Raw genomic sequence first — 24871 nt, 5'->3', positions numbered from 1 at the left:
CAAGCCGGGCGATGACAGCGCGATAGAATTTTCGCATCGCACAAGCCGCTTCCGCGATCGTATTTTTCCATGACGCTCCCATGTGAGTGGCTCAGGTTTTCTCCTGAGGTTTCCCACCATCACAGCGAGCATCACATGTCCTTCTACGACGCCGTCGTCCCCGCCTATTTGCAAATGCTGAACAGCCTCACCGGCCTGCTCACCAAGGCGGAGGCGCATTGCGCGGCCAAAAAGATCGACCCCGGCGTCCTGCTCGGATCACGCCTCTTTCCGGACATGCTGCCGCTGTCGAAGCAGGTCCAGCTCGTCAGCGATTTCGCCGCCAAGGGCTGTGCGCGGCTGACCCATAGCGAGGTGCCCGCGACGCCTGACACCGAGACGAGCTTTGCGGAATTGAAGCAGCGGCTGGCCAAGACCATCGACTACGTGAAATCGTTCAAGCCCGAGCAGTTCGAAGGTGCCGACGTCAAGGACGTCACCTTCCCGGCCGGTCCGGACAAATCCATCACCATGAAGGGCCAGCAATTCCTGAGCGCGTTCTCGCTGCCGAACTTCTATTTCCACGCCACGACCGCCCACGGCATCCTGCGCCACAACGGGGTCGAGATCGGCAAGCGCGATTTCCTCGGCGCGAACTGATTTGCCAAATCGCACGGCCGCGTAGCGGAATTCCCCTGTCGCGGCCGAAATTGCACATGAATCATGCTACGCGGCCTTGCCGCGTAGCTCGCCTGCAGTTTGAGTATGGCTGCGCCCTTGCGCCTGATGTCGCGATGCACAAGTGTTCGTGACCTCTCATTGCCTGGAAGCATTCCCCATGAGCCGTCCGACCAAATTGTTCGAGACCTACAAGCTCGGCCCGATCACGCTGGCCAATCGCCTGGTGATGGCGCCGCTGACGCGCAACCGTGCCGCGCCCGGCACGTTCGTGCCTAGCCCTCTCGCCGCCGATTATTACAGCCAGCGCGCCTCCGCCGGGCTTCTGATCACCGAAGCGAGCCAGGTCTCGCAGCAAGGTCAGGGCTACCAGGACACGCCGGGCATCTATTCCAAGGACCAGGTCGCCGGCTGGCGCAAGGTCACCGATCGCGTGCACGAACGCGGCGGCAAGATCTTCATCCAGCTCTGGCATGTCGGCCGCATCTCGCATGTCGATCTCCAGGCGAATGGCGCGTCCCCGGTGGCGCCGAGCGCGATCCGCGCCAAGGGCAAGACTTTTGTGAACGGCACCTTCGCCGACGTCTCCGAGCCGCGGGCGCTCGAGCTCTCCGAAATCCCTGGGATCATCGACGACTTCAAGCGCGCGACGAAGAATGCGCTCGAGGCCGGCTTCGACGGCGTCGAGATCCATGGCGCCAACGGCTATCTGCTCGATCAGTTCGCCCGGGACGGCGCCAACAAGCGCACCGATGCCTATGGCGGCTCGATCGAGAACCGCGCGCGGCTGATGCTCGAGATCTCCAAGGCGGTTGCCACTGAAGCCGGCGCCGACCGCACCGGCATCCGCATCTCGCCGGTGACGCCGGCCAACGACCTCTCCGACTCCAACCCACAAGCCTTGTTCGATCACATCGTCGATGGTCTCAGCGCGCTCAAGCTGGTCTATCTCCACGTCGTCGAGGGCGCCACCGGCGGTCCGCGCGACATCGCGCCGTTCGACTATGCGTCCTTGCGCAAGCGCTTTGCCGGCACCTATGTCGCCAACAACGGCTACGATTTCGATCTCGCCACCAAGGTGCTGGACGCGAACGCGGCCGACCTGATCGCCTTCGGCAAGCCCTTCATCTCCAACCCCGACCTGGTCGAGCGGCTGAAGCAGGGCACGGGCCTGAACGATTGGGACAAGGCCACGTTCTACGGCGGCGGCGCCGAGGGGTACACGGATTACCCGACGCTGGCGGCCGAGCCGGCGGAATAAGGCTGCTTCTTCCGTCATTGCGAGGAGCTCGCGACAAAATTGCGAAGCAATTTTGCGCTGGCGACGAAGCAATCCAGACTGGCTCCGTTGAAAGACTCTGGATTGCTTCGCTACGCTCGCAATGACGGCGCGGTTGCAGGGTGCGCTCACCAACAAGGAAGGCCGGGACTGCTCCCGGCCTGTACCTGCCTATAGGCCTCACGCCAATGCGCGTGTCTCGGCGTCTGCAGCGACCATGCGTTCCACGATGCGACGCATGCGCTGCGGGGCGGCATCGATGGCGAGGCGGATGGTCTTGGCATTGGGGCGGGCCTGCGCGACCATCTCGATGCGCTCAAGAATCTCCTTGTCCTCATTAAAAGCGATACGGAAATCGGCGTGCAGGCGCTGATCGACACCGGCATCGTCAAGCGCAAAATTGCGCACATGAAGCCAGTGATCGATGCAGATGTGATCGTCGACCGGCGTGATGAAGTGGCATGCGAAGATGCGCAATCCCCTGCCCCGGTCCGCGGCATCGACGATCTTGCCGGCGTCCGCGCTGCCGAAATCGATCACCGCGATACAGGGCGCGATATAGTCATAGTAGTGCCAGCGATCGACATTGCCGGCGAAATTGCCGTACTTGGCGAACAGCGGGATCGGCGGCGCGTTCCTGATCCACCGCCACACCAGCACGCCATCCTCGGAAAAAGTGTGCTCCACCGGAATGTCTTCGCTGGCCGAATTGCCGAGCGTCGACAGGTGGACGAAGCTGACATGCGCGGGATCGCAGAGATTGTCCGCGAGGTTGAGATAGTTGGTTTCGATTCGAAGAGCGTCTCCTTCCGCCGCATGCCAGTCGTTCTGACCGTATTGCGGCAGATCATAAATCCGCGACGGGTCGGCGAGCGCGGGATCGCCGGGCCAGATCCAGACCAGTCCCATCTTCTCCCTGAGCGGATAGGACGACACCCGTGCATTCGGCGGGATCATCGGCTGACCCGGAATCCGGACACAGCGCCCGTCGGACCCGAAAGTCATGCCGTGATAGCCGCACTCGATTGCATCGCCCTTGAGCTTGCCCATCGACAGCGGCGCCAACCGATGTGGACATGCGTCGTCGAGCGCAACGACGCCGCCCGCTTCGCTGCGGTAGACGACAAGGTCCATGCCGAGAATGCGGTGGCGCGACAGCGTGCGCGTGACGTTGCGCGACCACGTCAGCGGGTACCAGGTGTTGCGGGGAGCAGCACGGTTCATGCGGCACCCTCTAGTTCTTGAGCTTGGCCATCACCTCGGCGTCGGCGGGCTGGTAGTCGGCGCCGTCGACATAGCGCCAGTCGGTCATCACGCCCTGGCCGTCCCGTACTGCGAGCCTGCCGACATAAACGCCCATGGTGGATTCGATGGTCGATCGCACGGAAGGCGATCGGCCCCACCGGCGTGTCGACCTTCAGATGCTCCATCGCCTTGATCAGATCATCGGTCTTGGTGGAGCCGGCCATCTCGATCGCCTTCGCGAGAACCAGCGTGTTGGTGTAGCCGATGAGTGCGCCGATGTTGGGCGGCTCTTTGAAACGAGCGACATAAGCTTGCAGGAACGCATCATGGGCCGGAGTCTTGATCTCGCTCCAGGGATATCCGGTGACCAGCCAACCGGGCGGCGCCTCGTCCCTCAGCGGCGCGAGATATTCCGGCTCCCCGGAGAGGATGCTGACGACAGCGCGGTTTGCGAACGCCTTGCGCGTCGACCCCTCGCGCACGAACTTGGCGAGGTCGGCCCCGAATGTCGCGTTGAAGATGGCATCCGGGCTCTCCGCCAACATCGCCTGCACCACTGCGCCCGCGTCGATCTTGCCGAGAGGCGGCCATTGTTCGGAGACGAATTCGACGTCGGGCTTCAATCGCTTCAGTTCGCGCTTGAAGCTCGCCACCGCCGCCTGACCGAACTCGTAGTTCGGTGCAATCGTCGCCCAGCGCCGCGCGGGGAACTTGGCCGCCTCCTTTGCGAGGATGGACGCCTGGGTATACGTGCTCGGCCGCAGCCTGAACGTATAGCGATTGCCCTTCTCCCAGATGAGGGCGTCAGTCAGAGGCTGTGAGGCGAGGAAGAATGTCCGCTTCTGCTTGGCGAAATCGGCGACGGCGAGGCCAACATGGGAGAGGATCGTGCCCGTCAGGAGGTCGACCTGCTCACCGTCGACGAGCTGACCGGCTGCGGTGATGGCGACGTCCGGTTTGCCGGCGTCGTCACGGGCGATGATCTCGAGCTTGCGGCCGAGCACGCCGCCTTTGCCGTTGATCTCGTCGCGCGCGAGCTCCCAGCCCTGGCGATAGCCGCGGGTCCCCAGCGGGAGGGCCGAATAGCTTGAGATCTCTCCGATCCTGATCGGCGGCGGCTCTGCGGCCCGACCTGCGCCGCAGGCCACCGCCAGGACAAGTCCGACGAACTTCGCAACAGCCGAAATGCGCATATCAGCCTCCCGTCATTCGGACCAGCTCATGTATGTAGTACTTACTACATAGCGAATACCAAGAGCTAATGATTGTCAATGGCGAAGAAATCGGCGGGCTTGCCAAAAAAACGGCAAGCCCCATCCTGCTGGTTGTGATTCCCTGGGATACGCGATGCCCAACGATACAGAGCTGCCAGCCCGTACACTGGCCGGCCCGCGCCTCAAGCGGGCAGCCAAGCGGAAAAAGGCTTCAACGGTTCGACGGACGCGAGCGCCCGATCAGACCCGCGAGGCCATTCTGCGTGCGGCCGTCGCCGAGTTCGCCCGCGAAGGCTATGGCGGCGCGCGGGTCGATCGCATCAGCAAGGCCGCCAAGAGCAACGACCGGATGCTCTATTACTACTTCAAGAGCAAGGAGAAGCTCTTTCATCAGGTCATCGAGCATTGCTATGCCGATCTGGTCGCGTCGGAAGAGGCGCTCGATCTCGACTTTTCCAGCCCGCGCCAGGCGCTGGCGGCACTCGTCGCCTTCAATTGGAACTACTATTGGGCCCACCCGGAGCTATTGAGCATTCTCGCTACGGAGAATCTCTTCAAGGGTCGTCACGTCAAGAACAACATCCGCCGCAGCTTCGCAAATACCCAACTGGGCATGCTGGAGCGCGTGCTCCAGAGCGGCATCGAGCGGCGTGAGTTCAGGCCGGACTGTGACCGCCTCCACCTTTATCTGTCGATCCTATCGCTGACCTATTTCTACCGTGCCAACCTCTATACGCTGTCGAGCTACATGCAGACCGACCTCGCCGATCAGGAGATGCGGAGCGCGTGGCTTGCACATGTGCAGGCCATGATCGAGGATCTGGTGAGACGGAAGGAGTGAAGGCGCGCGCCACAGGCTCGTCATGACGAGAGCAGCGAAGCAAACCAGAATCCTTCCGCGGCGACAGTCTGGATTGCTTCCGCCTACGCCAAGGCTTCGGCGGACAAGTCGCTGCGCTCGCAATGACGGTGTGGAGATAGCGCGCCGAACTCCAGAAAAGAGAAAGGCCGGGATCGCTCCCGGCCTTTCGTGCTTGATGATGCTTTACGCGCCGCTCACTTGGCTTCCGCGCGCTTGGGCGGGGTGGCCGGCCACGACTTGATCAGCGTGTCGTAGTCGACCGTCTCGCCCTTCGGCTTCTCGTTGGCGAGCTTGCGCTGCGGAGCAATCGTGCCGTCCTTCTGGGCCTTGGCGAACCAGTATTCGGCCGATTCCTTCTTGTGCAGCTTCGGGCCGCAGGCCCCCTGCACGCCGGACTTCTCCAGGCGCTCCATAACGGAGTCCTGGGCGGCCGCAAGGGCATCCATCGCGGCTTGCGGCGTCTTCGCACCGGACGACGCATCGCCGATGTTCTGCCACCAGAGCTGCGCGAGCTTCGGATAGTCCGGCACGTTGTTGCCGGTCGGGGTCCACTGCACGCGGGCGGGCGAACGGTAGAACTCGATCAGGCCGCCGAGCTTCGGCGCACGTTCCGTGAAGGACTTATCCCAGATGTCGGATTCACGGATGAAGGTGAGACCGACATGGCTCTTCTTCAAGCTCACCGACTTGGAGATGATGAACTGGAGATAGAGCCAGGCCGCCTTGCGGCGATCTGCCGGGGTCGACTTCAGCAGCGTCACGGAGCCGGCGTCCTGATAACCGAGCTTCATGCCTTCCTTCCAGTACGAGCCGTGCGGCGACGGAGCCATACGCCATTTCGGCGTACCGTCCGCGTTCATCACGGCGATGCCCGGCTTCACCATGTCGGCGGTGAAGGCGGTGTACCAGAACATCTGCTGGGCGATGTTGCCCTGCGCCGGCACCGGGCCCGCCTCCGAGAAGGTCATGCCCTGCGCCTGCGGGGCGCGTACTTCTTCAGCCACTCGAGATACTTGGTGATCGAGTAGACCGCGGCCGGGCCGTTGGTGTCGCCACCACGCTCCACCGAGGAGCCGACCGGACGGCAGCCTTCCATACGGATGCCCCACTCGTCGACCGGCAGGCCGTTCGGAATGCCCTTGTCACCGTTGCCGGCCATCGACAGCCAGGCGTCGGTGAAACGCCATCCGAGCGAGGGGTCCTTCTTGCCATAATCCATATGGCCGTAGACCTTGACGCCGTTGATCTCCTTGATGTCGTTGGTGAAGAACTCGGCGATGTCCTCATAGGCGGACCAGTTCACGGGCACGCCGAGCTCGTAGCCATACTTGGCCTTGAACTTGGCCTTGTAGTCGGGATTGGTGAACCAGTCGTAGCGGAACCAGTAGAGGTTGGCGAACTGCTGGTCGGGAAGCTGATATAGCTTGCCGTCCGGCCCCGTGGTGAACGACTTGCCGATGAAGTCGTTGACGTCGAGCATGGGATCGGTGACGTCCTTGCCCTCGCCGGTCATGTAATCCGACAGCACGATGGTCTGGCCGTAGCGGAAGTGCGTACCGATCAGGTCGGAATCGTTGATCCAGCCGTCATAGACGTTCTTGCCCGACTGCATCTGGGTCTGGAGCTTCTCGACGACGTCACCTTCCTGGATGAGGTCGTGCTTGAGCTTGATGCCGGTGAGCTCGGAGAACGCCTTGGCCAGCGTCTGCGATTCATATTCGTGGGTCGTGATGGTCTCGGAGACGACGTTGATCTCCATGCCCTTGAAGGGTTCGGCGGCCTTGGCGAACCACTCCAGCTCCTTCTTCTGGTCTTCCTTCGACAGCGTCGAGGGCTGGAATTCCGCGATCCACTTCTGGATCACGGCGTCGTCGGCGGCGCGAACCGGCGCCGAGACGGCGAACGACACCGCAACAATCGCGGCGACGCTGGACATGGTCAGAAAGCTATTCTTGGTCAATGGACCTTTCCTTCTCCTAAACTGTCGCATGTTATTCCTCCGTTGCAGCGACAAACTTTTATACAGGCCCGGGTTGGTCCCGGATCTGGCCGTCCCTTCGCGAGCTTCAGACCGTGCGGAAAATGAGCACGGCCGTGGCCAGCGAAATTCCTGACGCGAGCCACAGGCTCGAGATCTCAAAACCCTCCTCACCGATCGGCAGCGTGGCGATCGCATCGGTGCCGACGAGGCCGATCCACACGAGGTGAATGACGGCGGCCGCGATCAGCGAGATGAATAGGCGGTCGCCGCGCGTGGTCGGAATACTGAGCACGCCGACGCGCTCGGCCTCCGGGTAGACCGCGGCGAGCCACGTCATCACCGCGAGCGTGCAGGCCAGCCCAGCGAAGAAGATCGCGGTCGGCAATGTCCAGGCCATCCATGCGATGGATTCCATGCTCGCCTCCTTACACGCGACCGAGCGCAAAGCCGCGCGCGATATAGTTGCGGACGAACCAGATCACGAGCGCGCCCGGGATGATGGTGAGCACGCCGGCGGCGGCGAGCAGGCCCCAGTCCATGCCGGCGGCCGACACCGTGCGCGTCATGATCGCGGCGATCGGCTTGGCCTGCACCGAGGTCAGCGTGCGCGCGAGCAGGAGCTCGACCCAGGAGAACATAAAGCAGAAGAAGGCGGCGACGCCGATGCCGCTCGCGATCAGCGGCACCAGGATCCTGATGAAGAAGCGCGGGAACGAATAGCCGTCGAGGAAAGCGGTCTCGTCGATCTCGCGCGGCACGCCGGAGACGAAGCCTTCGAGGATCCACACCGCCAGCGGAACGTTGAAGATGCAGTGCGCCAGCGCGACCGCCCAGGGCGTATCGAACAGGCCGATCGCCGAATAGAGGTTGAAGAACGGCAGCGCATAGACCGCGGCCGGGGCCATGCGGTTCGACAAGAGCCAGAAGAACAGGTGCTTGTCGCCGAGGAAGCGGTAACGCGAGAACGCGTAGGCCGCCGGCAGCGCCACCGCGATCGAGATGATGGTATTGAGGACGACATATTCCAGCGAGTTGATATAGCCGGAATACCAGCTTTCGTCGGTGAAGATGCGCTTGTAGTGCTGCAGCGTCGGGGTGTGCGGCCACAGCGTCATCGTCGAGACGATCTCGCTGTTGGTCTTGAAGCTCATGTTGACGAGCCAATAGATCGGCAACAACAGGAAGATCAGGAACAGCCCCATGACGAGGCGGCGGCCGGGGATCGAATGCATCAGGCCACTCCTTCCTTTGGCTTGAGCGCGGGCACGGGCTTGAGCGCGGCCGCAGGCTTGGGCTCCACCGCCGGCTCGCTCTCCGCCTGGACTTTGCGTTCGACGCCGGCATTGGTCATGACGGTGTAGAAGATCCAGCAGACGATCAGGATGATCAGATTGTAGACCAGCGACAGCGCGGCGGCCTTGCCGAGGTCGAACTGGCCGAGCGCGATCTTGACGAGCTCAATCGACACGAAGGTCGTGGAGTTGCCGGGCCCGCCGCCGGTGACGACGAAGGGCTCGGTGTAGATCATGAAACTGTCCATGAAGCGCAGCAGCACCGCGATCAAGAGCACGCGATTCATCTTCGGCAGCTGGATCGCCTTGAACACCGCCCAGCGCGAGGCACCGTCGATTTGGGCGGCCTGGTAATACGCTTCGGGAATCGACTTCAGGCCGGCATAGCAGAGCAGCGCGACGAGGCTGGTCCAGTGCCAGACATCCATCACGATGACCGTGACCCAGGCGTCGATGTCGTTGGAGACGTAATTGTAGTCGAAGCCCATCGCGTTGAGGACATAGCCGAGCAGGCCGATGTCCGGGCGGCCGAAGATCTGCCAGATCGTGCCGACCACGTTCCACGGAATCAATAGCGGCAGCGCGAGGATGACGAGGCAGGCCGCGACGGTCCAGCCCTCGCGCGGCATCGACAGCGCGACGACGATGCCGAGCGGCACCTCGATGGCGAGGATCACCAGCGAGAAAAACAGATTACGGCCGAGCGAGGCGAGGAAGCGGCCGCCGAGATCGGTCGAGGGATCGAGCAGCTCCTTGAACCAGCCGACGCCGTTCCAGAAAAACTGGTTGTTGCCGAAGGTGTCCTGCATCGAATAGTTCACCACCGTCATCAGCGGCAGCACCGCCGAGAAGGCGACGACCAGGAACACCGGCAGCACCAGGAACCAGGCTTTTTGGTTGACGGTCTTGTCCATCAGGCGGCTCCCTCCACCAGAAGGCTGTCGGCATAGACGTGGACGTGCGACGGATCGAATTGCAGCCCGGCGTTGCCGTCCGGGCTGGTGAATCCGCCAGGGGCGCGCGCCGCGAGCTTTGCGTCGCCGAGCCGCGCCCGCGCGAAACGGATGCGGCCGAGATCGTCGATGCGCTCGATCTTCGCGGTGAGCAGGTCGGGCGCGGGCGCGACGACCTCGACGAATTCGGGACGGACGCCGATCTCGATCTTGGCGCCCGAAGGCAAATTGTCGTAGCTGCGGTTGAGCGCGATGACATGGCCGCCGATCCGCGCCTCGCGTCCCCTCACCTCCGCGGGCAGGATGTTCATGCCAGGCGAGCCGATGAAATAGCCGACGAAGGTGTGTGCCGGCTTGTCGAACAGTTCGGCCGGGGTGCCGCTCTGCACCACGCGGCCGTCATGCATGACGACCACTGTGTCGGCGAAAGTCAGCGCCTCGGTCTGGTCATGGGTGACGTAGATCATCGTGAGGTCGAGCTCGCGATGCAGCGCCTTCAGCTTGGAACGAAGCTGCCATTTCAGCTCGGGGTCGATCACCGTCAGCGGCTCGTCGAACAGCACGGCGGCGACGTCGGAGCGGACCAGGCCGCGGCCGAGCGAGATCTTCTGCTTGGCGTCGGCCGTAAGCCGCGTCGCCTTGCGGTTCAGATAGGGTTCGAGATCGAGCAGGCGGCCGATCTCGGCAACGCGCTTGTCGATCTCGGCCTTCGGCACGCCGCGGTTTTTCAGTGGAAACGCCAGGTTCTGCCCCACCGTCATGGTGTCGTAGATCACCGGAAACTGGAATACCTGGGCGATGTTGCGCTTCTGGGTCGACAGCGGTGTGATGTCCACCCCGTCGAACATGATCCTTCCGCGCGAGGGCGTGATGATGCCGGAGATGACGTTGAGCAGCGTGGTCTTGCCGCAGCCGGACGGCCCGAGCAGCGCATAGGCGCCGCCCTGCCGCCACGTCATGGTGACGGGCTTCAGCGCAAAGCTTTCCGGCGAGGCATCGTTGCCGCCGTAGGAGTGCGCGAGATCGACGAGGTCAATGCGGGCCATGTCGCACCTCCCTCAAGAGCTTTTTCTGTTCGACGCGTTTTCTTCACGCGAACCGCTACGCACTTCGCTTGAAAACGCTATGCCAGGAGCCGCGACGAGCCGGTCGGCCGCGTCGAAGACAAAGACATCATTGGGGTCGAGCACGGCATCGATGGTCTGGCCCGGCTCGAACTCGTGCACGCCGTGCAGCACCGCCACCCAATTCAATCCGTCGCGGGTCAGATGCACGAAACTCTCCGAACCGGTGATCTCGGTCACCGTCACCGTGGCGTGGAAGGCGTGGCGGTCGGCCTCGCCATTGGCAAGGGCGAGCTGATGCGCGCGGAAGCCGACGCGATAGGCGCCGTCGGCAAGGCCGGCATAGAGCCCCGAGGCCGGTGAGGTCGTGCCGCCGGCATATTGCACGGAGCCGTTCTTCTTCTCGAGACCGACGAGATTCAGCGGCGGATCCGAAAACACCTGCGCGACGCGCAGCGTCTGCGGGCGGCGGTAGACGTTGGCGGTCTCGCCCATCTGGAGCGCCCGGCCCTCCCACATGCACACCGTGTTGCCGCCGAGCAGCAGCGCTTCGGTCGGCTCGGTCGTGGCATAGACGAAGATCGCGCCGGAAGCTTCGAAGATGCGCGGCAGCTCGGCGCGCAGCTCCTCGCGCAGCTTGTAATCGAGATTGGCGAGCGGCTCGTCGAGCAGCACGAGATCGGCGCCCTTGACCAGCGCGCGCGCGATCGCGGTACGCTGCTGCTGGCCGCCGGAGAGCTGGAGCGGCGTGCGCTTCAGGAACGGCTCGAGGCGGAGCAGTCTTGCAGCCTCCGCGACACGCGCCTCGATCTCGTCGCGCGGCTTGCCCTGCACGCGCAGGGGCGATGCGATGTTCTCGTAGACCGTGAGCGAGGGATAATTGATGAATTGCTGATAGACCATCGCGACCGAACGCTGGCGCACATCGGCGCCGGTGACGTCCTTGCCATTGACCAGCACCTTGCCCGTGGTCGGCTTGTCGAGGCCGGCGAGCAACCGCATGATCGAGGTCTTGCCCGACAGCGTCGGCCCGAGCAGCACGTTGAGGGTTCCGCTCTCGAGTGTCAGTGAGACGTCGCGGATGTGCGGGATCCCCTCGACAGTCCGGGTCACGTGATCGAGCGTCACGGTCATGAGCGTCCTCCCGCTTCCAGCAGGGGAGTTTGCGGCACAGCGTGGGTCCTGATCCAGTCGTCAAGCGCCGCGATCTCGTCGGCAGATAGTCGCAGGCCGAGCTTGGACCGGCGCCAGACGATGTCCTCGGCGGTAACGGCCCATTCATTGGCCATGAGATAACGGACCTCGCGCTCGGTCAGCGTCGCGCCAAAGGCCTGGCCGAGATCGGCCGCCGATTTCGCATCGCCGAGCAGCTTGATCGCCCTTGTGCCGTAGGCGCGGGCGAGGCGCCGCGCATGCTCGTGGCTGAGGAAGGGATAGCCGCGCTGGAGCTCGGCGATCAGGCCGTCGATGTCGGATACGTTCATGTCCCCGCCGGGCAGCGGCCATTTGCCGGTCCAGCCCTCGCGCGCTTTGGCGCTGCGAAGATAAGGCGCGAGCCGTTCCAGCGCCTCTTCGGCGAGTCGGCGGTAGGTCGTGATCTTGCCGCCATAGATCGACAGCAGCGGCACGCCGCCGGGTGTGTCGAGCTCGAACACATAGTCGCGGGTCGCGGCCTTGGCTTCGCTGGCGCCATCGTCATAGAGCGGGCGCACCCCGGAATAGGTCCAGACCACGTCCTCTGGCGTGACCGGCTTGGCCAGATATTCGCTGGCGGCGGCGCAAAGATACTGGATCTCCTCAGGTGTCGTCTTCACCTTGGCAGGATCGCCGTCATAGTCGCGGTCGGTGGTTCCGATCAGCGTGAAATCGTCCTGGTACGGGATCACGAAGATGATGCGGCCGTCGGCGTTCTGGAACATGTAGGCGCGGTCGTGGTCGTAGAGCTTCTTGACCACGATGTGCGAGCCCTGGACCAGGCGTACCTTGGCCTTCGCGTTGACGCCGGCGCCGCGGCCGAGCACGTCCTCGACCCAGGGACCACCGGCATTGACCAGCGCGCGCGCCTGGATCGACGAGCGCGCGCCAGTCAGCGTGTTGACCATGCTCACGGTCCAGACGCCGTCGGACTGACGGATCTCGGTGGCGCGGGTGCGGGTGCGGATTTCGGCGCCCTTGTCAGCGGCATCGCGCGCGTTCAGCACGACGAGGCGGGCGTCATCGACGAAGCAGTCGGAATATTCGAACGCGCGGGAGTAGCGGTTCGGGATCAGCGGGCGGCCGACCTCGTCGCGTCGGAGATCGATCGTGCGCGTGGCGGGCAACAGGTGGCGGCCGCCGATGTGATCATAGAGGAAAAGGCCGAGGCGCAGCAGCCAGGCCGGGCGCAGGCCGGCGTGATGCGGCAGGACGAACCTCAGGGGGCGGATGATGTGGGGCGCGATGCCCCAGAGTATCTCGCGCTCGATCAGCGCCTCGCGGACCAGGCGGAACTCGTAATATTCGAGATAGCGCAGGCCGCCATGCACCAGCTTGGTCGACCAGGACGACGTCCCGCTCGCCAGATCGTTCATTTCGCACAGGAAAACCGTGTTGCCGCGGCCCACCGCATCACGCGCGATGCCGCAGCCATTCACACCGCCTCCGATGATGGCGAGGTCGAAAATACGCTCCAACAGACGCATCCCCCGAAGACCGCCCATTCCATCGAGCGGCTACTTTCGCTTTTGATTAGATCACACCGCAAAACGAAAGCAAGATGAAAGAGAGGCGAAAGGAAGTGAAAGCGGAACATTTTTTGTGGACGTTGCGACGGACAAGTCGCAGACCCAAAGCAGGAACTCACTGAGTGGAGCGGGGAATTGAGCTACCAGTAAATGCGTTGACGGCTTGAATGTAGTAACATGCCTACATAAGATTTGTACCGGCGAAGCCCCGGCCAGGAGGTGCAAGCAATGGTGACCACTCTCACCAGCCGAGAGTTCAATCACGATACCAGCGGCGCAAAAAAAGCGGCTTCGCGGGGACCGGTCTTTATTACGGACCGCGGCCGCCCGGCCCATGTCCTGCTGACGATCGAAGATTATTTGCGCCTAACTGGCGGGCACATGAGCCTTGCCGAAGCCTTGGCGCAGGCCGGAACGGACTTCGATTTCGATCCGCCGCGCATTGCCGGCGGGATCTTCAAGCCGGCCGATCTCGACTGATGTTTCTGCTGGACACCAATGTCATTTCCGAACTGAGGCGACCAGACAAAGCTCATCGCAACGTCGCCGCCTGGGCCAGCACAATTCCGGCGGCAAGCTTCTTCATATCCGTCATCTCGATACTCGAAATCGAACTTGGCGCACGCCTTATCGAGCGCAAAGATACCACGCAAGGAGCCATTCTGCGCGCTTGGATCGACAATCATATTCTGGCTCGTTTTGAAGACCGAATCCTGGCCATCGACACGGCCGTGGCGCAGCGCTGCGCACAACTTCACGTTCCCAACCCGCGGGCCGAACGCGACGCTCTTATTGCGGCAACCGCGTTTGTTCACGGCTTGACGATCGTTACGCGCAACGTCGGGGATTTCGAACCTACCGGCGTGCCGCTACTCAACCCGTGGGGCGACGCCTAAGGTACTATCGCAGCCTGACCACCGGCGCCGCTTCAGGCGCGGCGTCTTGTGCATCGGCCTGGGCCTCATCGATCTCCCTCACCTCCTTCGGCATTGCTTCGACCACCTCGATGCCCTTGCTGTGGCAGATGGTGGCGAGGCGCTCGGGCAGCTCCTGGTCGGTGACGAAGGTCTGGATCTGGGTGATGTGGGCGATGCGCACCGGCGCGCTGCGGCGCAGCTTTGTGGAATCGGCGACCAGCATGACGCTGCGGGCATTGGCGATGATGGCCTGCGCCACCTGCACCTCGCGATAGTCGAAGTCGAGCAAAGCGCCCTCTTCATCGATCGCGGACGCACCGATGATGGCATAGTCGACCTTGAACTGGCCGATCAGCTGCGTCGCGGTCGAGCCGACCACCGCGCCGTCGGCGCGCCGCACCGTGCCGCCGGCGACCACCACCTCGATGCGGGGATGGCGGTAGAGCAGCATGGCGACGTTGAGATTGTTGGTGATGACGAGCAGGTCCTCGTGCGAGGTCAGCGCGCTCGCGACCTCCTCGGTCGTGGTGCCGATGTTGATGAACAGCGAGCAGCCGTTCGGGATCAGCGAGGCCGCGGCGGCGCCAATCGCCTTCTTCTCGTCGGCGGCGACGAAGCGGCGCGCCTCATAGGCGAGGTTTTCGACGCCCGAGGCGATGATGGCGCCGCCATGGATGCGGGTCAGCGATCTCCGCTCGCAGAGATCGTTGAGATCTTTCCGGATGGTCTGCGCGGAGACCTCGAACCGGCGCGCGAGCTCCTCGACCATGACGCGGCCCGAGGCGCGCGCGATGTTGAGGATTTCGGCTTGGCGATGGGTCAATCCGGTCACGGCAAGGGCCTCACATCAGGAAGCTGCATGGTGCGGCGGTTCACGCGTCCGGTCAATGCGTGATCACGGTTAACGGACAAGGATCTTCACCACGCCATCGCGGCTGCGAGGTGCGCAAGCAGCTCCGGATCGTCGAACGCACTGGCGGAAGCGACCGCGCCGGCCGCAACGAGGTCAGCATGGCTGAGCGTGGTGCGCAGCCCGATGGTGGGAATGCCGGCCGCCGCGGCCGATTGCACGCCCGAGCGTGAATCCTCGAACGCGATCGAGGCTGGCGCGCTGGCGCCGACGAAACGCAGCCCCTCCTGATAGGGCAGCGGATGCGGCTTGCCGTGCGGCAGCTCGTCGCCGATCACGATGGCCTTGAACCGCTCGGTGATGCCGAGGCCCGAGAGCAGCAGCTCGGCGTTGAGGCGTGGCGCGTTGGTCACGGCGACCATGGGGATGCCGGCGCCATCTGCACGGTCGAGCAGCGCCATCAGCCCCGGTATCGGCGCGATCTGCCCGACCACCAGATCACGAAAGATCGCCTCCTTCTCGCCGAGGATCGCGAGCCGCCGTTCCGGCGATTCGTCCGGCAGAAATCGCTCCCCGATCGACACATTGGAAAAGCCCTGAAGCTCGCGCTTGAAGCGCTCATCATCCACGACGTGCCCGCGCGGAGCGAACACGCGGTGAAAGGCCTCGCGATGAAGCGGATCCGTATCGGCCAGCGTACCGTCGATGTCGAACAGCAACGCCCTGCCCATCGCTTGCCTTTTGGCCTCGATCATTTCCGTACTTTCCCACATGCGCAGCGCATCAATGCGAAAGACGTATCAATACGACCTCGCACGCGCAATGACGTATCCACATGACGACAATGCGACACTCGACAAAGTCGCGCGCGGCTGCAACACTCGTCGCAAGATCAAAAAGGAGGAAACGATGACGATCAACCGACGCGATCTGGCTCTCTCAACTCTCGCCGTCTCCGCGCTCGCTCTCACCGCGCCGGCGTTCGCTGCCTCGGCAGACGAAGAGGCCGTGGCGAAGAAGGTGGAGGCCTTCCGCCTCGCCCAGATCGCGGCCGACCCGAAGGCGCTCGGCGCGCTGTGCTGGGACGATCTCAGCTACAGCCATTCCAGCGGCAAGGTCGAGGACAAGGCGACCTTCATCGCCAACGCCACCGACGGCAAGTCGAAATTCCTGTCGATCGAATACAAGGACCCGACCATCAAGGTCGTCGGCCCTGCGGCGATCGTCCGTTTCCACTGGCTCGGCGAGCAGGAGATGGCAGCCGATAGGAAAAAAGTGTCGACCAACCTTCACATCCTGATGAACTGGCAGAAACAGGGCGACGACTGGAAGCTGCTCTCGCGGGCTGCGACGAAGTTGTGATGACAGTTCTTACCCTCTCCCCTTGCGCGGAAGAGGGTGGCATAGGCGGCCTTCGGCGGCCGTTCTTAGAACGCCGAAGCCTTGCTTCGGCGTTTTCTTAAGAACGGCCACTGAAGGCAGCCTATGCCACCTTCGCCCGCAAGGGGAGAAGGAACGGCAGCTGTGTGCTCGGCAAAAAATTCCGACCTCGCGCTTCGCGCGCCGCAGAATGACGAGTGCGGCGCTTACGCCGCCTCCTTCTCATCGCCGTTAATCAGCTTGCGCGCGGCGCGCTCGGCTTCGCGGGCGTTACGGAAGAGTTGACCTTCGAGGCGGTTGAAGCGGTGGGATGAAGCGAAGAAGCAGTAGCCTCCGGAAGAACGAACGACGATACCTGCGGTCTGCGAGTTCGACTTCGATGATGTAGCTATCCGGCATGGTCCGTGGATTCCTCAGTGCGGGCAAATAACGGTGCTCCTGCCCAAAGGTTCCTCAGGCATTTGAGGCCGTTTCCACCCCGAATCGACACGCAATTGAGTACGCTGGGACCTCATCCGTTTTATGACTGGTTCTTGACTGGTTCTTGGCGAGGGCGCGACGCGATGACTTAGTCGCGCCGCGTTTGGCGGTGCTGCACATCTTCGTGAGATGAGGCAGAGCGTCGCGCGCGATTACGTCGCGATCCTCGTGTCGGTCGCGCGAACCGCCTGCGGGCGGCCGTGCTCGTCGATCGAGACGTAGGTGAAGTTGCCGTCGGTGACGAGGAACGGATGCTCCTCGCCGCGCCGCAGCGCCCAGGCTTCCAGATGCACGGTGAGCGAGGTGCGGCCGACGCGCACGAGATTGGCGTAGACGGACACGAGATCGCCGACATAGACCGCCTTGCGAAAATTCATCGCTTCGATCGCGACAGTCACCGTGCGCGACTTCGCGACCTTCGAGGCGAACACACCGCCGCCAACATCCATCTGGCTGAGCAGCCAGCCGCCGAAGATATCACCATTGGCGTTGGTGTCGGCGGGCATCGCCAGCGTGCGGATGCAGAGATCGCCGCTCGGCCCGGTCATGGCTTGTTCGTTCATGCCTGTCTCACTTGAAATTGTCCCAGCCCGGATCGGGCGCGAAGCGCTCGCCGAATCGCTCGGCCAGTGCGCGCAAGGTGGATACGACATTCTCCACACCGCGCGTGCGCGCGTAGTTGAGTGGACCGCCACGGAACGGTGCATAACCGGTGCCGAAGATCATGGCACCATCGACCGCGTCGGCATTGTCGACGATGCCTTCGCGCAGCGCCGCGACGCAGACATTGGACATCGGCAGCACTAGGCGATCGATCATCTGGTCGGTGACGCGCGGACCGGTCTCCGGAAGCTTTGCCTTCTCCGCCTTGCCGTCCTTCCAAACATAAAAACCCTTTCCGCTCTTGCGGCCGAGCTCGACCTTGGTGACCTTCTCGCGCAGCCAGGCGGGCGTCGGCGGCAAGAGATCGCCGAACTTGGTGCGCAGCATGTCGCCGACGTCGAGACAGATGTCGAGCCCGACCTGGTCGGCCAGTTCGATCGGTCCCATCGGCATGCCGAACTGCTCGGCCGCGGCGTCGATCAGCCGCTGATCGATTTTCTCGTCCAGCATCACCATCGCTTCCAGCATGTACGGCGTCAGCGCGCGGTTGACGAGGAAGCCGGGCGAGCTCTTCACGGCGAGCGGCAGGCGGTCAATCGCGCCGACGAAGGCGAGCGCTTCCTTCAGCACTTGCGGGTCGTTGCCGTCATGGCTGACGACCTCGACCAGTTGCAGCCGCGATACCGGATTGAAGAAGTGCAGGCCGACCAGCCGCTCCGGCCGCGCCAGCGTCGTTCGCAGATCCTGGAGCGGAATGCTCGACGTGTTGGTCGCAAGGATCGCCCCTAGCTTCATCCGCGGCTCGAGGCCGGCATAGACCTTCTGCTTCAGTTCTAACTTTTCCGGCACGGCCTCGATGATGAGATCGGCGTTGCGCACGCCTTCCCCGTCCATGTCAGGGATGAGCCGATCGAGTGCGTCGCGCACGTCGGTCGGCTTGCGGATGATCTTGGCGTAGAGCTCGTTGGCGCGCTTCACCGCGCCGGCGATCGGCTCCGCCTTCATGTCGGCGAGCGAGACGCGCAGCCCCTGCCCCGCGCACCAGGCCGCGATGTCGCCGCCCATGGCGCCGGCGCCGATGACATGGACATGCTTGACGGCATTGCCGCTGCCCGCCGCCTTCTTCATCTGCTCGCGCAGGAAGAACACGCGGATCAGGTTCTGTGCGGTCGGCGTCACCATCAGCTTGGCGAACGACGCCTGCTCGGCCTTCAGCATCGCAGCCTTGCTGCCGCCATGGGTCTCCCAGAGATCGATCAGCGCATAAGGTGCGGGATAGTGCTCGCGGGATGCGGCCTTCGCCGCCTCCGAGCGCATGCGCTTGGCGAGCAGCCCGCGCACGAAGCCGAAACCCGCCGCGCGCGTCAGCAAGCCCGGCCGCGCCCGCTTCAGGCGTCCGAACAGCGCGTCCTTCACAGCGTTGTGGACGTGGCGCTCCTGCGTGACGGTGTCGACGAGGCCGAGCGATCTGGCGCGGCGCGCATCGATGGTGCGCCCGGTCAGCATCAGGGCCATCGACTGCGTCGGATTGACCAGCGCGGTGAAGCGCGCGGTACCGCCGAGGCCGGGATGCAGGCCCAGCATCACCTCCGGGAAGCCGAACCGGGCCCCCTCGATGGCGATGCGCGCCTGGCAGGCGAGCGCAACCTCGAGGCCGCCGCCGAGGCAGAAGCCGTGGATGACCGCCACCGTCGGCAACCTCAGGGCTTCCAGATGGTCGACCACCGCATGCGCGGCGCGGATGCGCGTCTCCACCATGTCGGGATCGCTGGCGCCGCGGAATTCATTGACGTCGGCGCCCGCAATGAAGCCGGAGGGCTTTGCCGAGCGGATCACGAGGCCGGCGGGGCGCTCGGTCTCGATCGCCGCGAGCACAGCGTCGAACTCCTCCATCACATCCGAGGACAGCGTGTTGGCGCTTGTCTCGGCGCGGTCGAACAGCAGCCAGGCGACACCATCGGCATCGCGCGTCAGCTTGAAGTGCTTGTAAGGACTGTCGATCGCAGGCTTGGGCCCGAGCACCAGCACGCGGTCGCCAAGCGCGGTCATGATCTTGGAATCCATGGTCACACCGCCTCGATCAGCATGGCGCCGCCGAGCCCGCCGCCGATGCATTCGGTGGCAACGCCGCGCCGCGTGCCAAGCCGCTTCATCGCATTGACGAGATGCAGCACGATCCGGTTGCCGGAGGTGCCGACGGGATGGCCGAGCGAGATCGCGCCGCCGTCGACATTCAGTCTTTCGTGGTCGATCTCGCCGGCTGCGCCGTCGAGGCCGAGAATCTCACGGCAGAATTTATCGTCCTTCCACGCGGCGAGGCAGCCGAGCACTTGCGTCGCAAAAGCCTCGTTCAGCTCCCAGGTCTCGACGTCCTTGATGGTGAGGTCGTTGCGCTGGAGCAGCGGCGTCGCCGACATCACCGGACCCAGGCCCATGATGCTGGGATCGAGCGCAGCCCAATGGCTGTCGACGATGACGGCTTTCGGCGCCAGCTTGTGCTTGGCGACGGCGGCGTCGGACGCCAGGATCACCCAGGAGGCGCCATCGGTGATCTGCGAGGAATTTCCGGCGGTGACCTGTCCCCAGGGGCGCTCGAACACCGGCCGGAGCTTTGCCAGCGTCTCGGCCGTCGAAGTCCTTGCGCACGCCGTCGTCATGGTCGAAGAACTTGCCGTCGCGGGAAAACGCGGTCTCGACCTCGCCCTTGAGAAAACCCGCGTCTTGCGCATGCGCGAGCCGGCGATGGCTCTCGGCGGCATAGGCATCGGACTGCGCGCGGGTGATGCCGAAGAGATGGCCGACGACCTCGGCGGTCTGGCCCATATTCAGATCGGTGACCGGATCGGTCAGTCCGCGCTCGAGGCCGATGATCGGCTTGAGATAACGCGGGCGCAGCTTGAAGGCCGCGCCGAGCTTCGCAGCCACGCCCTTGGCGTTGGCAAGGCCGGCAAACCAGCGCACGCCGGAATTCGGCCAGACCAGCGGCGCGTGGCTCAGCGCCTCGGTGCCGCCGGCCAGGATCATGTCGGCATGACCCTCGCGGATGTAGCGATAGGCGGTGTCGATCGACTGCATCCCGGAGCCGCAATTGATCTGCACGGTGAAGGCGACCATGTCCTCGCCCATGCCGAGCCGCAGCGCCGCGACGCGGGCCGGGTTCATCTCGTCCGCGATCACGTTGACGCAGCCGAGGATGACCTGGTCGAAGTCAGTCGGGGCGAACGGCTGGCGCGCCAGCAGCGGCCGGCCGCATTGCACGGCAAGATCGACCGGCGTGAACGGCCCTGGTCCCGAACGCGCCTTCAGAAACGGCGTCCGGCTGCCGTCGACGATGAAAACCGGTCGTGCCATCAGCTCGCCGCCCTCTGTTCACCGAGTTCCTGGAAGAATTGATGCACGTCGCTGGATTTCTTGTAAATCGGCGACAGCACCTCCGGCGCAAAATCGTCCACCTCGATCACCTCAGTGACGGCGTCGCGGGCCGCGGCAAGCTGCTCGCCCTCGGCTTGCGTGATCACGCCTTTGGTGACCGCTTCCTTCCAATCGCGGACATGCGCCGCGCGCATGCGCTTGGCGATGGCCTCCGTGCCTGCGACCAGCTTGAACGCGCGCTCCAGCCGGGCAAAGCCGCCGTTGTCATCGACTTGGGCCAGATCCGGCGTCAGACGCTCGCGCGCCGCCGAGGGCTCCAGCACGAGGCTCGCGCATTGGTGCACGACACGGTCGGAGGGGCCGAGCACGCGGGCACCGAACGGCTGGACCACGAGCTTGAGGAAGATTGCGACAAAGCGGTTCGGCAGATTGGCGAGGATTTCGGCGAGCCGGTTCTCGATAGTCCGGAAGCCCGTTGCCATGCACCATTCCAGCGCGGCGAAATCCTCCTTCTGCCGGCCCTCGTCCTGCCAGCGTTTCAGTACCGCCGAGAGCAGATCGAGCTCGGACAGGATGTCGCCGAACCGCGCCGACAGCATCTCCTTGCGCTTGAGCGCACCGCCGAGCGTCAGCAGCGCCATGTCGGCGCAGAGCGCGAAGGCGGCGGAGTAACGCGAGAGCTGGCGATAGAATGGCGTGGCATCGCCCGCGTCAGGCGCAAGCGCGAAGGCGCCAAAGGTCCAGCTCCGGCCGAAGGCGCGGAACAGGGTCCGGAAGCTGTGGCCGACGTGCTTCCAGAACGCCTTGTCGAACGCGGCGAGGCCACGCTCGCGGTCGGTGTCGGCGAGCGCGTTCATCTCGTCGAGCAGATGGGGATGGGCGCGGATGGCGCCCTGCCCGAACACGATGAGATTGCGGGTCAGGATGTTGGCGCCTTCCACCGTGATGCCGACCGGCACGGCGCGATGCAGATTGCCGAGATAGTTTTGCGGACCGTCGATCACGGCCTTGCCGCCGTGGATGTCCATGGCATCGTCGATCGCGACCCGCATCCGCTCGGTCGCATGCAGCTTCATGATGCCGGAGATGACGGCAGGATGAACGCCGGCATTCAGCGCCGCGCAGGTCAGCCGCCGCGCGGCGTCGAGCTGATAGGCGGTCGCGACGATGCGCGCGAGCGGCTCCTCGACGCCTTCGAACTTGGAGATGGAGATGCCAAACTGCTCGCGGATTCGGGCATAGGCACCTGTGGTGCGCGCCGCAAAGGCAGCGCCGGCGGCCGAGAGTGACGGCAGCGAGATGCCGCGGCCGGCGGCGAGCGCGGTCATCAGCATCTTCCAGCCCTGCCCCAGCCGCTCCTTGCCGCCGATGACATAGTCGAGCGGAATGAAAACGTCGCGGCCCCGGTTCGGGCCGTTCTGGAACACCTGCATCGACGGCAGATGACGGTGACCGATCTCGACGCCGGGCAGATTGGTCGGGATCAGTGCCACGGTAATGCCGAGCTCTTCCTGATCGCCGACGAGATGATCGGGATCATAGGCCTTGAAGGCGAGGCCAAGCAGCGTAGCAACGGGGCCGAGCGTAATGTAGCGCTTGTGCCAGTTGAGCCTGAGGCCGAGGACTTCGCGGCCCTCGAAATCGCCCTTGCAGATGATGCCGGTATCGACCATCGAGGCGGCGTCGGAGCCGGCCTCGGGGCTGGTGAGGCCGAAGCAGGGAATGTCGCGGCCGTCGGCGAGGCGCGGCAGCCAGCGCTGCTGCTGCTCTTTCGTGCCGAAGCGCATCAGCAGTTCGCCGGGGCCGAGCGAGTTCGGCACCATCACCGTGACCGCGGCCGCGATCGAGCGCGTCGAGATTTTCCGCACGACTTCGGAATGCGCATAGGGCGAGAAGCCGAGGCCGCCAAACTCCTTCGGAATGATCATGCCGAAGAACTTTTCGCGCTTGACGAAGTGCCAGACGTCCTGCGGCAGGTCGCGCCATTCCCAGAAGATCTTCCACTCGTCGAGCATGGCGCAGAGTTCGTCGACGGGGCCATTGAGGAAAGCCTGCTCCTCCGCGGTCAACCTCGCCTGCGGGACCTTCAGCAGCTTCGACCAATCAGGGTTTCCGGTGAAGAGATCGGCGTCCCACCAGACGTCACCGGCCTCCAGCGCCTCGCGCTCGGTATCGGACATCGCCGGCAGCACGCCGCGCGCGAGAGTGAAGATCGGCTTCGTCAGAGTGTCGCGGCGGAAGCTCATGGCGGACCTCATGCATCGGCGCGGTATCGGGCATTTTAGCGGAAACTGGCTGGCGGAAGCGAACACTTCGCCTGCAAAATTGACGCGGCCGGGTGGCCCCCAAGGTCATAACGGCCGGGGCGTGGGGGCAGTTCCGGGAGGGGGAATGGGGCTGAATGCCTCCCCAAGTCATTCCGGGGCGCGCGAAGCGTGAACTATGGTGCGCAATTGCGCACCTGAGAATCCATCGTCCGGCAGCGTCGGTGGATGAATGGATTCTCTGATGCGCAATTGCGCATCATAGTTCGCGCCTGGCGGCGCGCCCCGGAATGACGGCATAGGGAGAGGCGCCTGCCTAATCCGGCCGGACCATCTCGAACATATTTTCCGGCTTGATCTCGAAATAATCGCCGCGGCGGCCGGCGCGGACGATCGGGCGGGCGGCGGCGGTCTGGTAGATGCCGTCCTTGATCATGGCCTTGTCGATGTGGACGGCGACGACCTCGCCCAGCGTCAGCCAGGCGTCGGCTTCCTTGCCGTCAGCGCCCTTGAGGCGGACGATGTCGGAGACCTTGCATTCGAAGGCGACGGGGCTCTCAGCCACGCGAGGCACGTTGACGAGCCGACCGGGCACGGCGGTGAGGCCCGCGACCTCGAACTCGTCGACCTCGGGGGCGACATGCGCGGCGGTCGCGTTCATGTGCTTCGCCAGATCCATCGTGGCGAGATTCCAGACGAACTCGCCGGTCTGCTGGATGTTCTCGACCGTGTCCTTCCAGTTGGTGGAGGAGAAACCGATGATCGGCGGCACGTAGCAGAACGCGTTGAAGAAGCTGTAGGGAGCGAGATTGACGTGGCCCCTGGCGTCGCGCGAGGAGATCCAGCCGATCGGCCGCGGCGCGATGATGGCGTTGAAGGGATCGTGCTTGAGGCCGTGCCCCTTGGAGGGCTCGTAGAAGTACAGGTCTTTGTCGGTCACGCTGACTTTCCCCTGATCGTCATTGCGAGCGCAGCGAAGCAATCCAAAATCCCTCCGGGGAGACGGTCTGGATTGCTTCGCTGCGCTCGCAATGACGGAATTTGTTGATCCGTCCTGGCCCGCCACCAACCGGTCTGCCGCGGGGCGATCGGCTTGCTTATAGGAAGAAACGGCTTCGGCCGTCAGTGGCGCGGCGACAGACCCGCGATGACGAAATCGATCATCTGGTCGATGGTCGGGCCCGGCTTGGTGGCGCACTGGGCGATCATCTGGGGGTGGAAGAAGCGTATCATCGCGGTGCAGGCGCAGAGCGAGGCGAGCTGCAGGTCGGGCGCCTCGAACTCGCCGGAGGCAACGCCTTGCGCGATCATCTGGCCGATCACGCCCGCAATGCACTCCATGTGGGCGACGCAGACGTCCCAGTCCTCCTCCATCGCGATCGCGACCATCTCGTGCAGCTTGTTGTCACCGACATAGCGCTCGGTGTTCATTCGATGGATGGTGGTGAGCAGCTCGCGGAAGCGCGGGAGCACCGGGCCGGGCCGGGTCACGATCCGCTGCGCCTCCAGCTCGACCTCGCCCATCAAGCCCCGCGCCACCGCCTGATGGATCGCCTTCTTCGATTCGAAGAAGCGATAGACATTGGCGGGGCTCATCCTGAGCTCCTTGGCGATGTCCCCGACCGTGGTCTTCTGATAGCCGATCTGGCGGAACAGCCGCTCGGCCACCTCAAGGATACGATCCCGGGTGTCGCCTTCGATATGTTCCGCAACCAGTGTCATCTGTCAGGACTCG

20 protein-coding genes and 4 pseudogenes are annotated in these 24871 nt (G+C 64.0%); 6 read left to right on the top strand and 18 right to left on the bottom strand.

The window, feature by feature from the left end; translation table 11 throughout:
- Positions 1–135 precede the first annotated feature (135 nt).
- The gene (locus ACSKB8_RS42845) at positions 136–639 is read left to right on the top strand and encodes a DUF1993 domain-containing protein (protein WP_091898086.1); all 504 of its coding nucleotides are present in this window, start codon (positions 136–138) and stop codon (positions 637–639) included.
- A 178-nt stretch (positions 640–817) separates the two neighbouring features.
- Positions 818–1918, top strand: a complete 1101-nt coding sequence (locus ACSKB8_RS42840; protein WP_438111445.1) for an alkene reductase — start codon at positions 818–820, stop codon at positions 1916–1918.
- A gap of 198 nt (positions 1919–2116) precedes the next feature.
- Here the strand turns inward: ACSKB8_RS42840 and ACSKB8_RS42835 are convergent, their stop codons facing one another.
- Together ACSKB8_RS42835 and ACSKB8_RS42830 are read right to left on the bottom strand one after the other, a co-directional pair.
- On the bottom strand, positions 2117–3160 hold the full coding sequence (locus ACSKB8_RS42835) for an aromatic ring-hydroxylating dioxygenase subunit alpha (RefSeq protein WP_438111443.1): 1044 nt from the start codon (positions 3158–3160) through the stop codon (positions 2117–2119).
- A 10-nt stretch (positions 3161–3170) separates the two neighbouring features.
- Positions 3171–4374, bottom strand: a pseudogene (locus ACSKB8_RS42830) (ABC transporter substrate-binding protein).
- A 154-nt stretch (positions 4375–4528) separates the two neighbouring features.
- Between ACSKB8_RS42830 and ACSKB8_RS42825 the strand changes: the two are divergent.
- A complete protein-coding gene (locus ACSKB8_RS42825; protein ID WP_128938078.1) occupies positions 4529–5236 on the top strand; it encodes a TetR/AcrR family transcriptional regulator in 708 nt (235 codons plus the stop codon).
- Positions 5237–5451: 215 nt separating this feature from the next.
- Here the strand turns inward: ACSKB8_RS42825 and ACSKB8_RS42820 are convergent.
- The 7 genes and pseudogenes from ACSKB8_RS42820 to glpD all read right to left on the bottom strand — a co-directional run bounded on the left by ACSKB8_RS42820 (position 5452) and on the right by glpD (position 13228).
- A pseudogene (locus ACSKB8_RS42820) lies at positions 5452–7193 on the bottom strand (ABC transporter substrate-binding protein).
- Positions 7194–7323: 130 nt separating this feature from the next.
- Positions 7324–7653, bottom strand: a complete 330-nt coding sequence (locus tag ACSKB8_RS42815; protein ID WP_091898074.1) for a DUF2160 domain-containing protein — start codon at positions 7651–7653, stop codon at positions 7324–7326.
- Between the two features lie 10 nt (positions 7654–7663).
- The gene (locus ACSKB8_RS42810; protein ID WP_128935647.1) at positions 7664–8470 is read right to left on the bottom strand and encodes a carbohydrate ABC transporter permease; all 807 of its coding nucleotides are present in this window, start codon (positions 8468–8470) and stop codon (positions 7664–7666) included.
- Entirely contained in the window at positions 8470–9444 is a 975-nt protein-coding gene (locus ACSKB8_RS42805; protein ID WP_438111440.1) for a carbohydrate ABC transporter permease, read from the bottom strand. Before ACSKB8_RS42805 ends, ACSKB8_RS42810 begins: the two co-directional genes overlap by 1 nt.
- On the bottom strand, positions 9444–10529 hold the full coding sequence (locus ACSKB8_RS42800) for an ABC transporter ATP-binding protein (RefSeq protein WP_438111438.1): 1086 nt from the start codon (positions 10527–10529) through the stop codon (positions 9444–9446). Before ACSKB8_RS42800 ends, ACSKB8_RS42805 begins: the two co-directional genes overlap by 1 nt.
- 12 nt (positions 10530–10541) lie before the next feature.
- On the bottom strand, positions 10542–11681 hold the full coding sequence (locus tag ACSKB8_RS42795) for an ABC transporter ATP-binding protein (RefSeq protein ID WP_438111437.1): 1140 nt from the start codon (positions 11679–11681) through the stop codon (positions 10542–10544).
- Entirely contained in the window at positions 11678–13228 is a 1551-nt protein-coding gene (glpD, locus tag ACSKB8_RS42790) for a glycerol-3-phosphate dehydrogenase (RefSeq protein WP_438111435.1), read from the bottom strand. Before glpD ends, ACSKB8_RS42795 begins: the two co-directional genes overlap by 4 nt.
- A 270-nt stretch (positions 13229–13498) precedes the next feature.
- Between glpD and ACSKB8_RS42785 the strand changes: the two genes are divergently transcribed.
- Positions 13499–13750 carry a type II toxin-antitoxin system prevent-host-death family antitoxin gene (locus ACSKB8_RS42785; protein ID WP_091898062.1) on the top strand — a complete coding sequence of 84 codons (252 nt, stop codon included), beginning with the start codon at positions 13499–13501 and terminating at the stop codon, positions 13748–13750.
- The gene (locus ACSKB8_RS42780; RefSeq protein WP_438111433.1) at positions 13750–14166 is read left to right on the top strand and encodes a type II toxin-antitoxin system VapC family toxin; all 417 of its coding nucleotides are present in this window, start codon (positions 13750–13752) and stop codon (positions 14164–14166) included. Before ACSKB8_RS42785 ends, ACSKB8_RS42780 begins: the two co-directional genes overlap by 1 nt.
- A gap of 4 nt (positions 14167–14170) precedes the next feature.
- Here ACSKB8_RS42780 and ACSKB8_RS42775 read toward each other — a convergent pair whose 3' ends face one another.
- Together ACSKB8_RS42775 and ACSKB8_RS42770 are read right to left on the bottom strand one after the other, a co-directional pair.
- Entirely contained in the window at positions 14171–15019 is an 849-nt protein-coding gene (locus ACSKB8_RS42775; protein ID WP_091898058.1) for a DeoR/GlpR family DNA-binding transcription regulator, read from the bottom strand.
- A gap of 86 nt (positions 15020–15105) precedes the next feature.
- Positions 15106–15792: an HAD family hydrolase gene (locus ACSKB8_RS42770; RefSeq protein ID WP_370990670.1), complete on the bottom strand. Its 687-nt coding sequence runs from the start codon at positions 15790–15792 to the stop codon at positions 15106–15108.
- A gap of 154 nt (positions 15793–15946) precedes the next feature.
- Here ACSKB8_RS42770 and ACSKB8_RS42765 point away from each other — a divergent pair, with 154 nt between their 5' ends.
- Positions 15947–16399, top strand: coding sequence for a nuclear transport factor 2 family protein (locus ACSKB8_RS42765; protein WP_438111431.1), 453 nt, complete (start codon positions 15947–15949; stop codon positions 16397–16399).
- Between the two features lie 224 nt (positions 16400–16623).
- On the opposite strand, the pseudogene ACSKB8_RS42760 reads toward ACSKB8_RS42765, so the two are convergent.
- From ACSKB8_RS42760 to ACSKB8_RS42730, 7 genes and pseudogenes are all read right to left on the bottom strand, one after another.
- Positions 16624–16816 (bottom strand): annotated as a pseudogene (locus ACSKB8_RS42760) (hypothetical protein).
- Between the two features lie 233 nt (positions 16817–17049).
- Entirely contained in the window at positions 17050–17460 is a 411-nt protein-coding gene (locus ACSKB8_RS42755; protein WP_091898051.1) for an acyl-CoA thioesterase, read from the bottom strand.
- Positions 17461–17467: 7 nt separating this feature from the next.
- Positions 17468–19564, bottom strand: coding sequence for a 3-hydroxyacyl-CoA dehydrogenase NAD-binding domain-containing protein (locus ACSKB8_RS42750; protein WP_438111429.1), 2097 nt, complete (start codon positions 19562–19564; stop codon positions 17468–17470).
- Between the two features lie 2 nt (positions 19565–19566).
- Positions 19567–20851: pseudogene (locus ACSKB8_RS42745) on the bottom strand (acetyl-CoA C-acetyltransferase).
- Entirely contained in the window at positions 20851–23118 is a 2268-nt protein-coding gene (locus ACSKB8_RS42740; protein WP_438111427.1) for an acyl-CoA dehydrogenase, read from the bottom strand. The pseudogene ACSKB8_RS42745 and the gene ACSKB8_RS42740 overlap by 1 nt, the downstream one beginning before the upstream one ends.
- A 334-nt stretch (positions 23119–23452) precedes the next feature.
- Positions 23453–24076: a flavin reductase family protein gene (locus tag ACSKB8_RS42735; protein ID WP_091898115.1), complete on the bottom strand. Its 624-nt coding sequence runs from the start codon at positions 24074–24076 to the stop codon at positions 23453–23455.
- A gap of 182 nt (positions 24077–24258) precedes the next feature.
- Entirely contained in the window at positions 24259–24858 is a 600-nt protein-coding gene (locus ACSKB8_RS42730) for a TetR/AcrR family transcriptional regulator (RefSeq protein WP_028160320.1), read from the bottom strand.
- Positions 24859–24871 lie beyond the last annotated feature (13 nt).

Source organism: Bradyrhizobium sp. BR 1432 (genome assembly GCF_051547705.1).
GTDB lineage: Bacteria > Pseudomonadota > Alphaproteobacteria > Rhizobiales > Xanthobacteraceae > Bradyrhizobium > Bradyrhizobium zhanjiangense.
The sequence above is the reverse complement of the archived record's forward strand: the minus strand, read 5'-3'. Positions and strand labels throughout refer to the sequence as shown.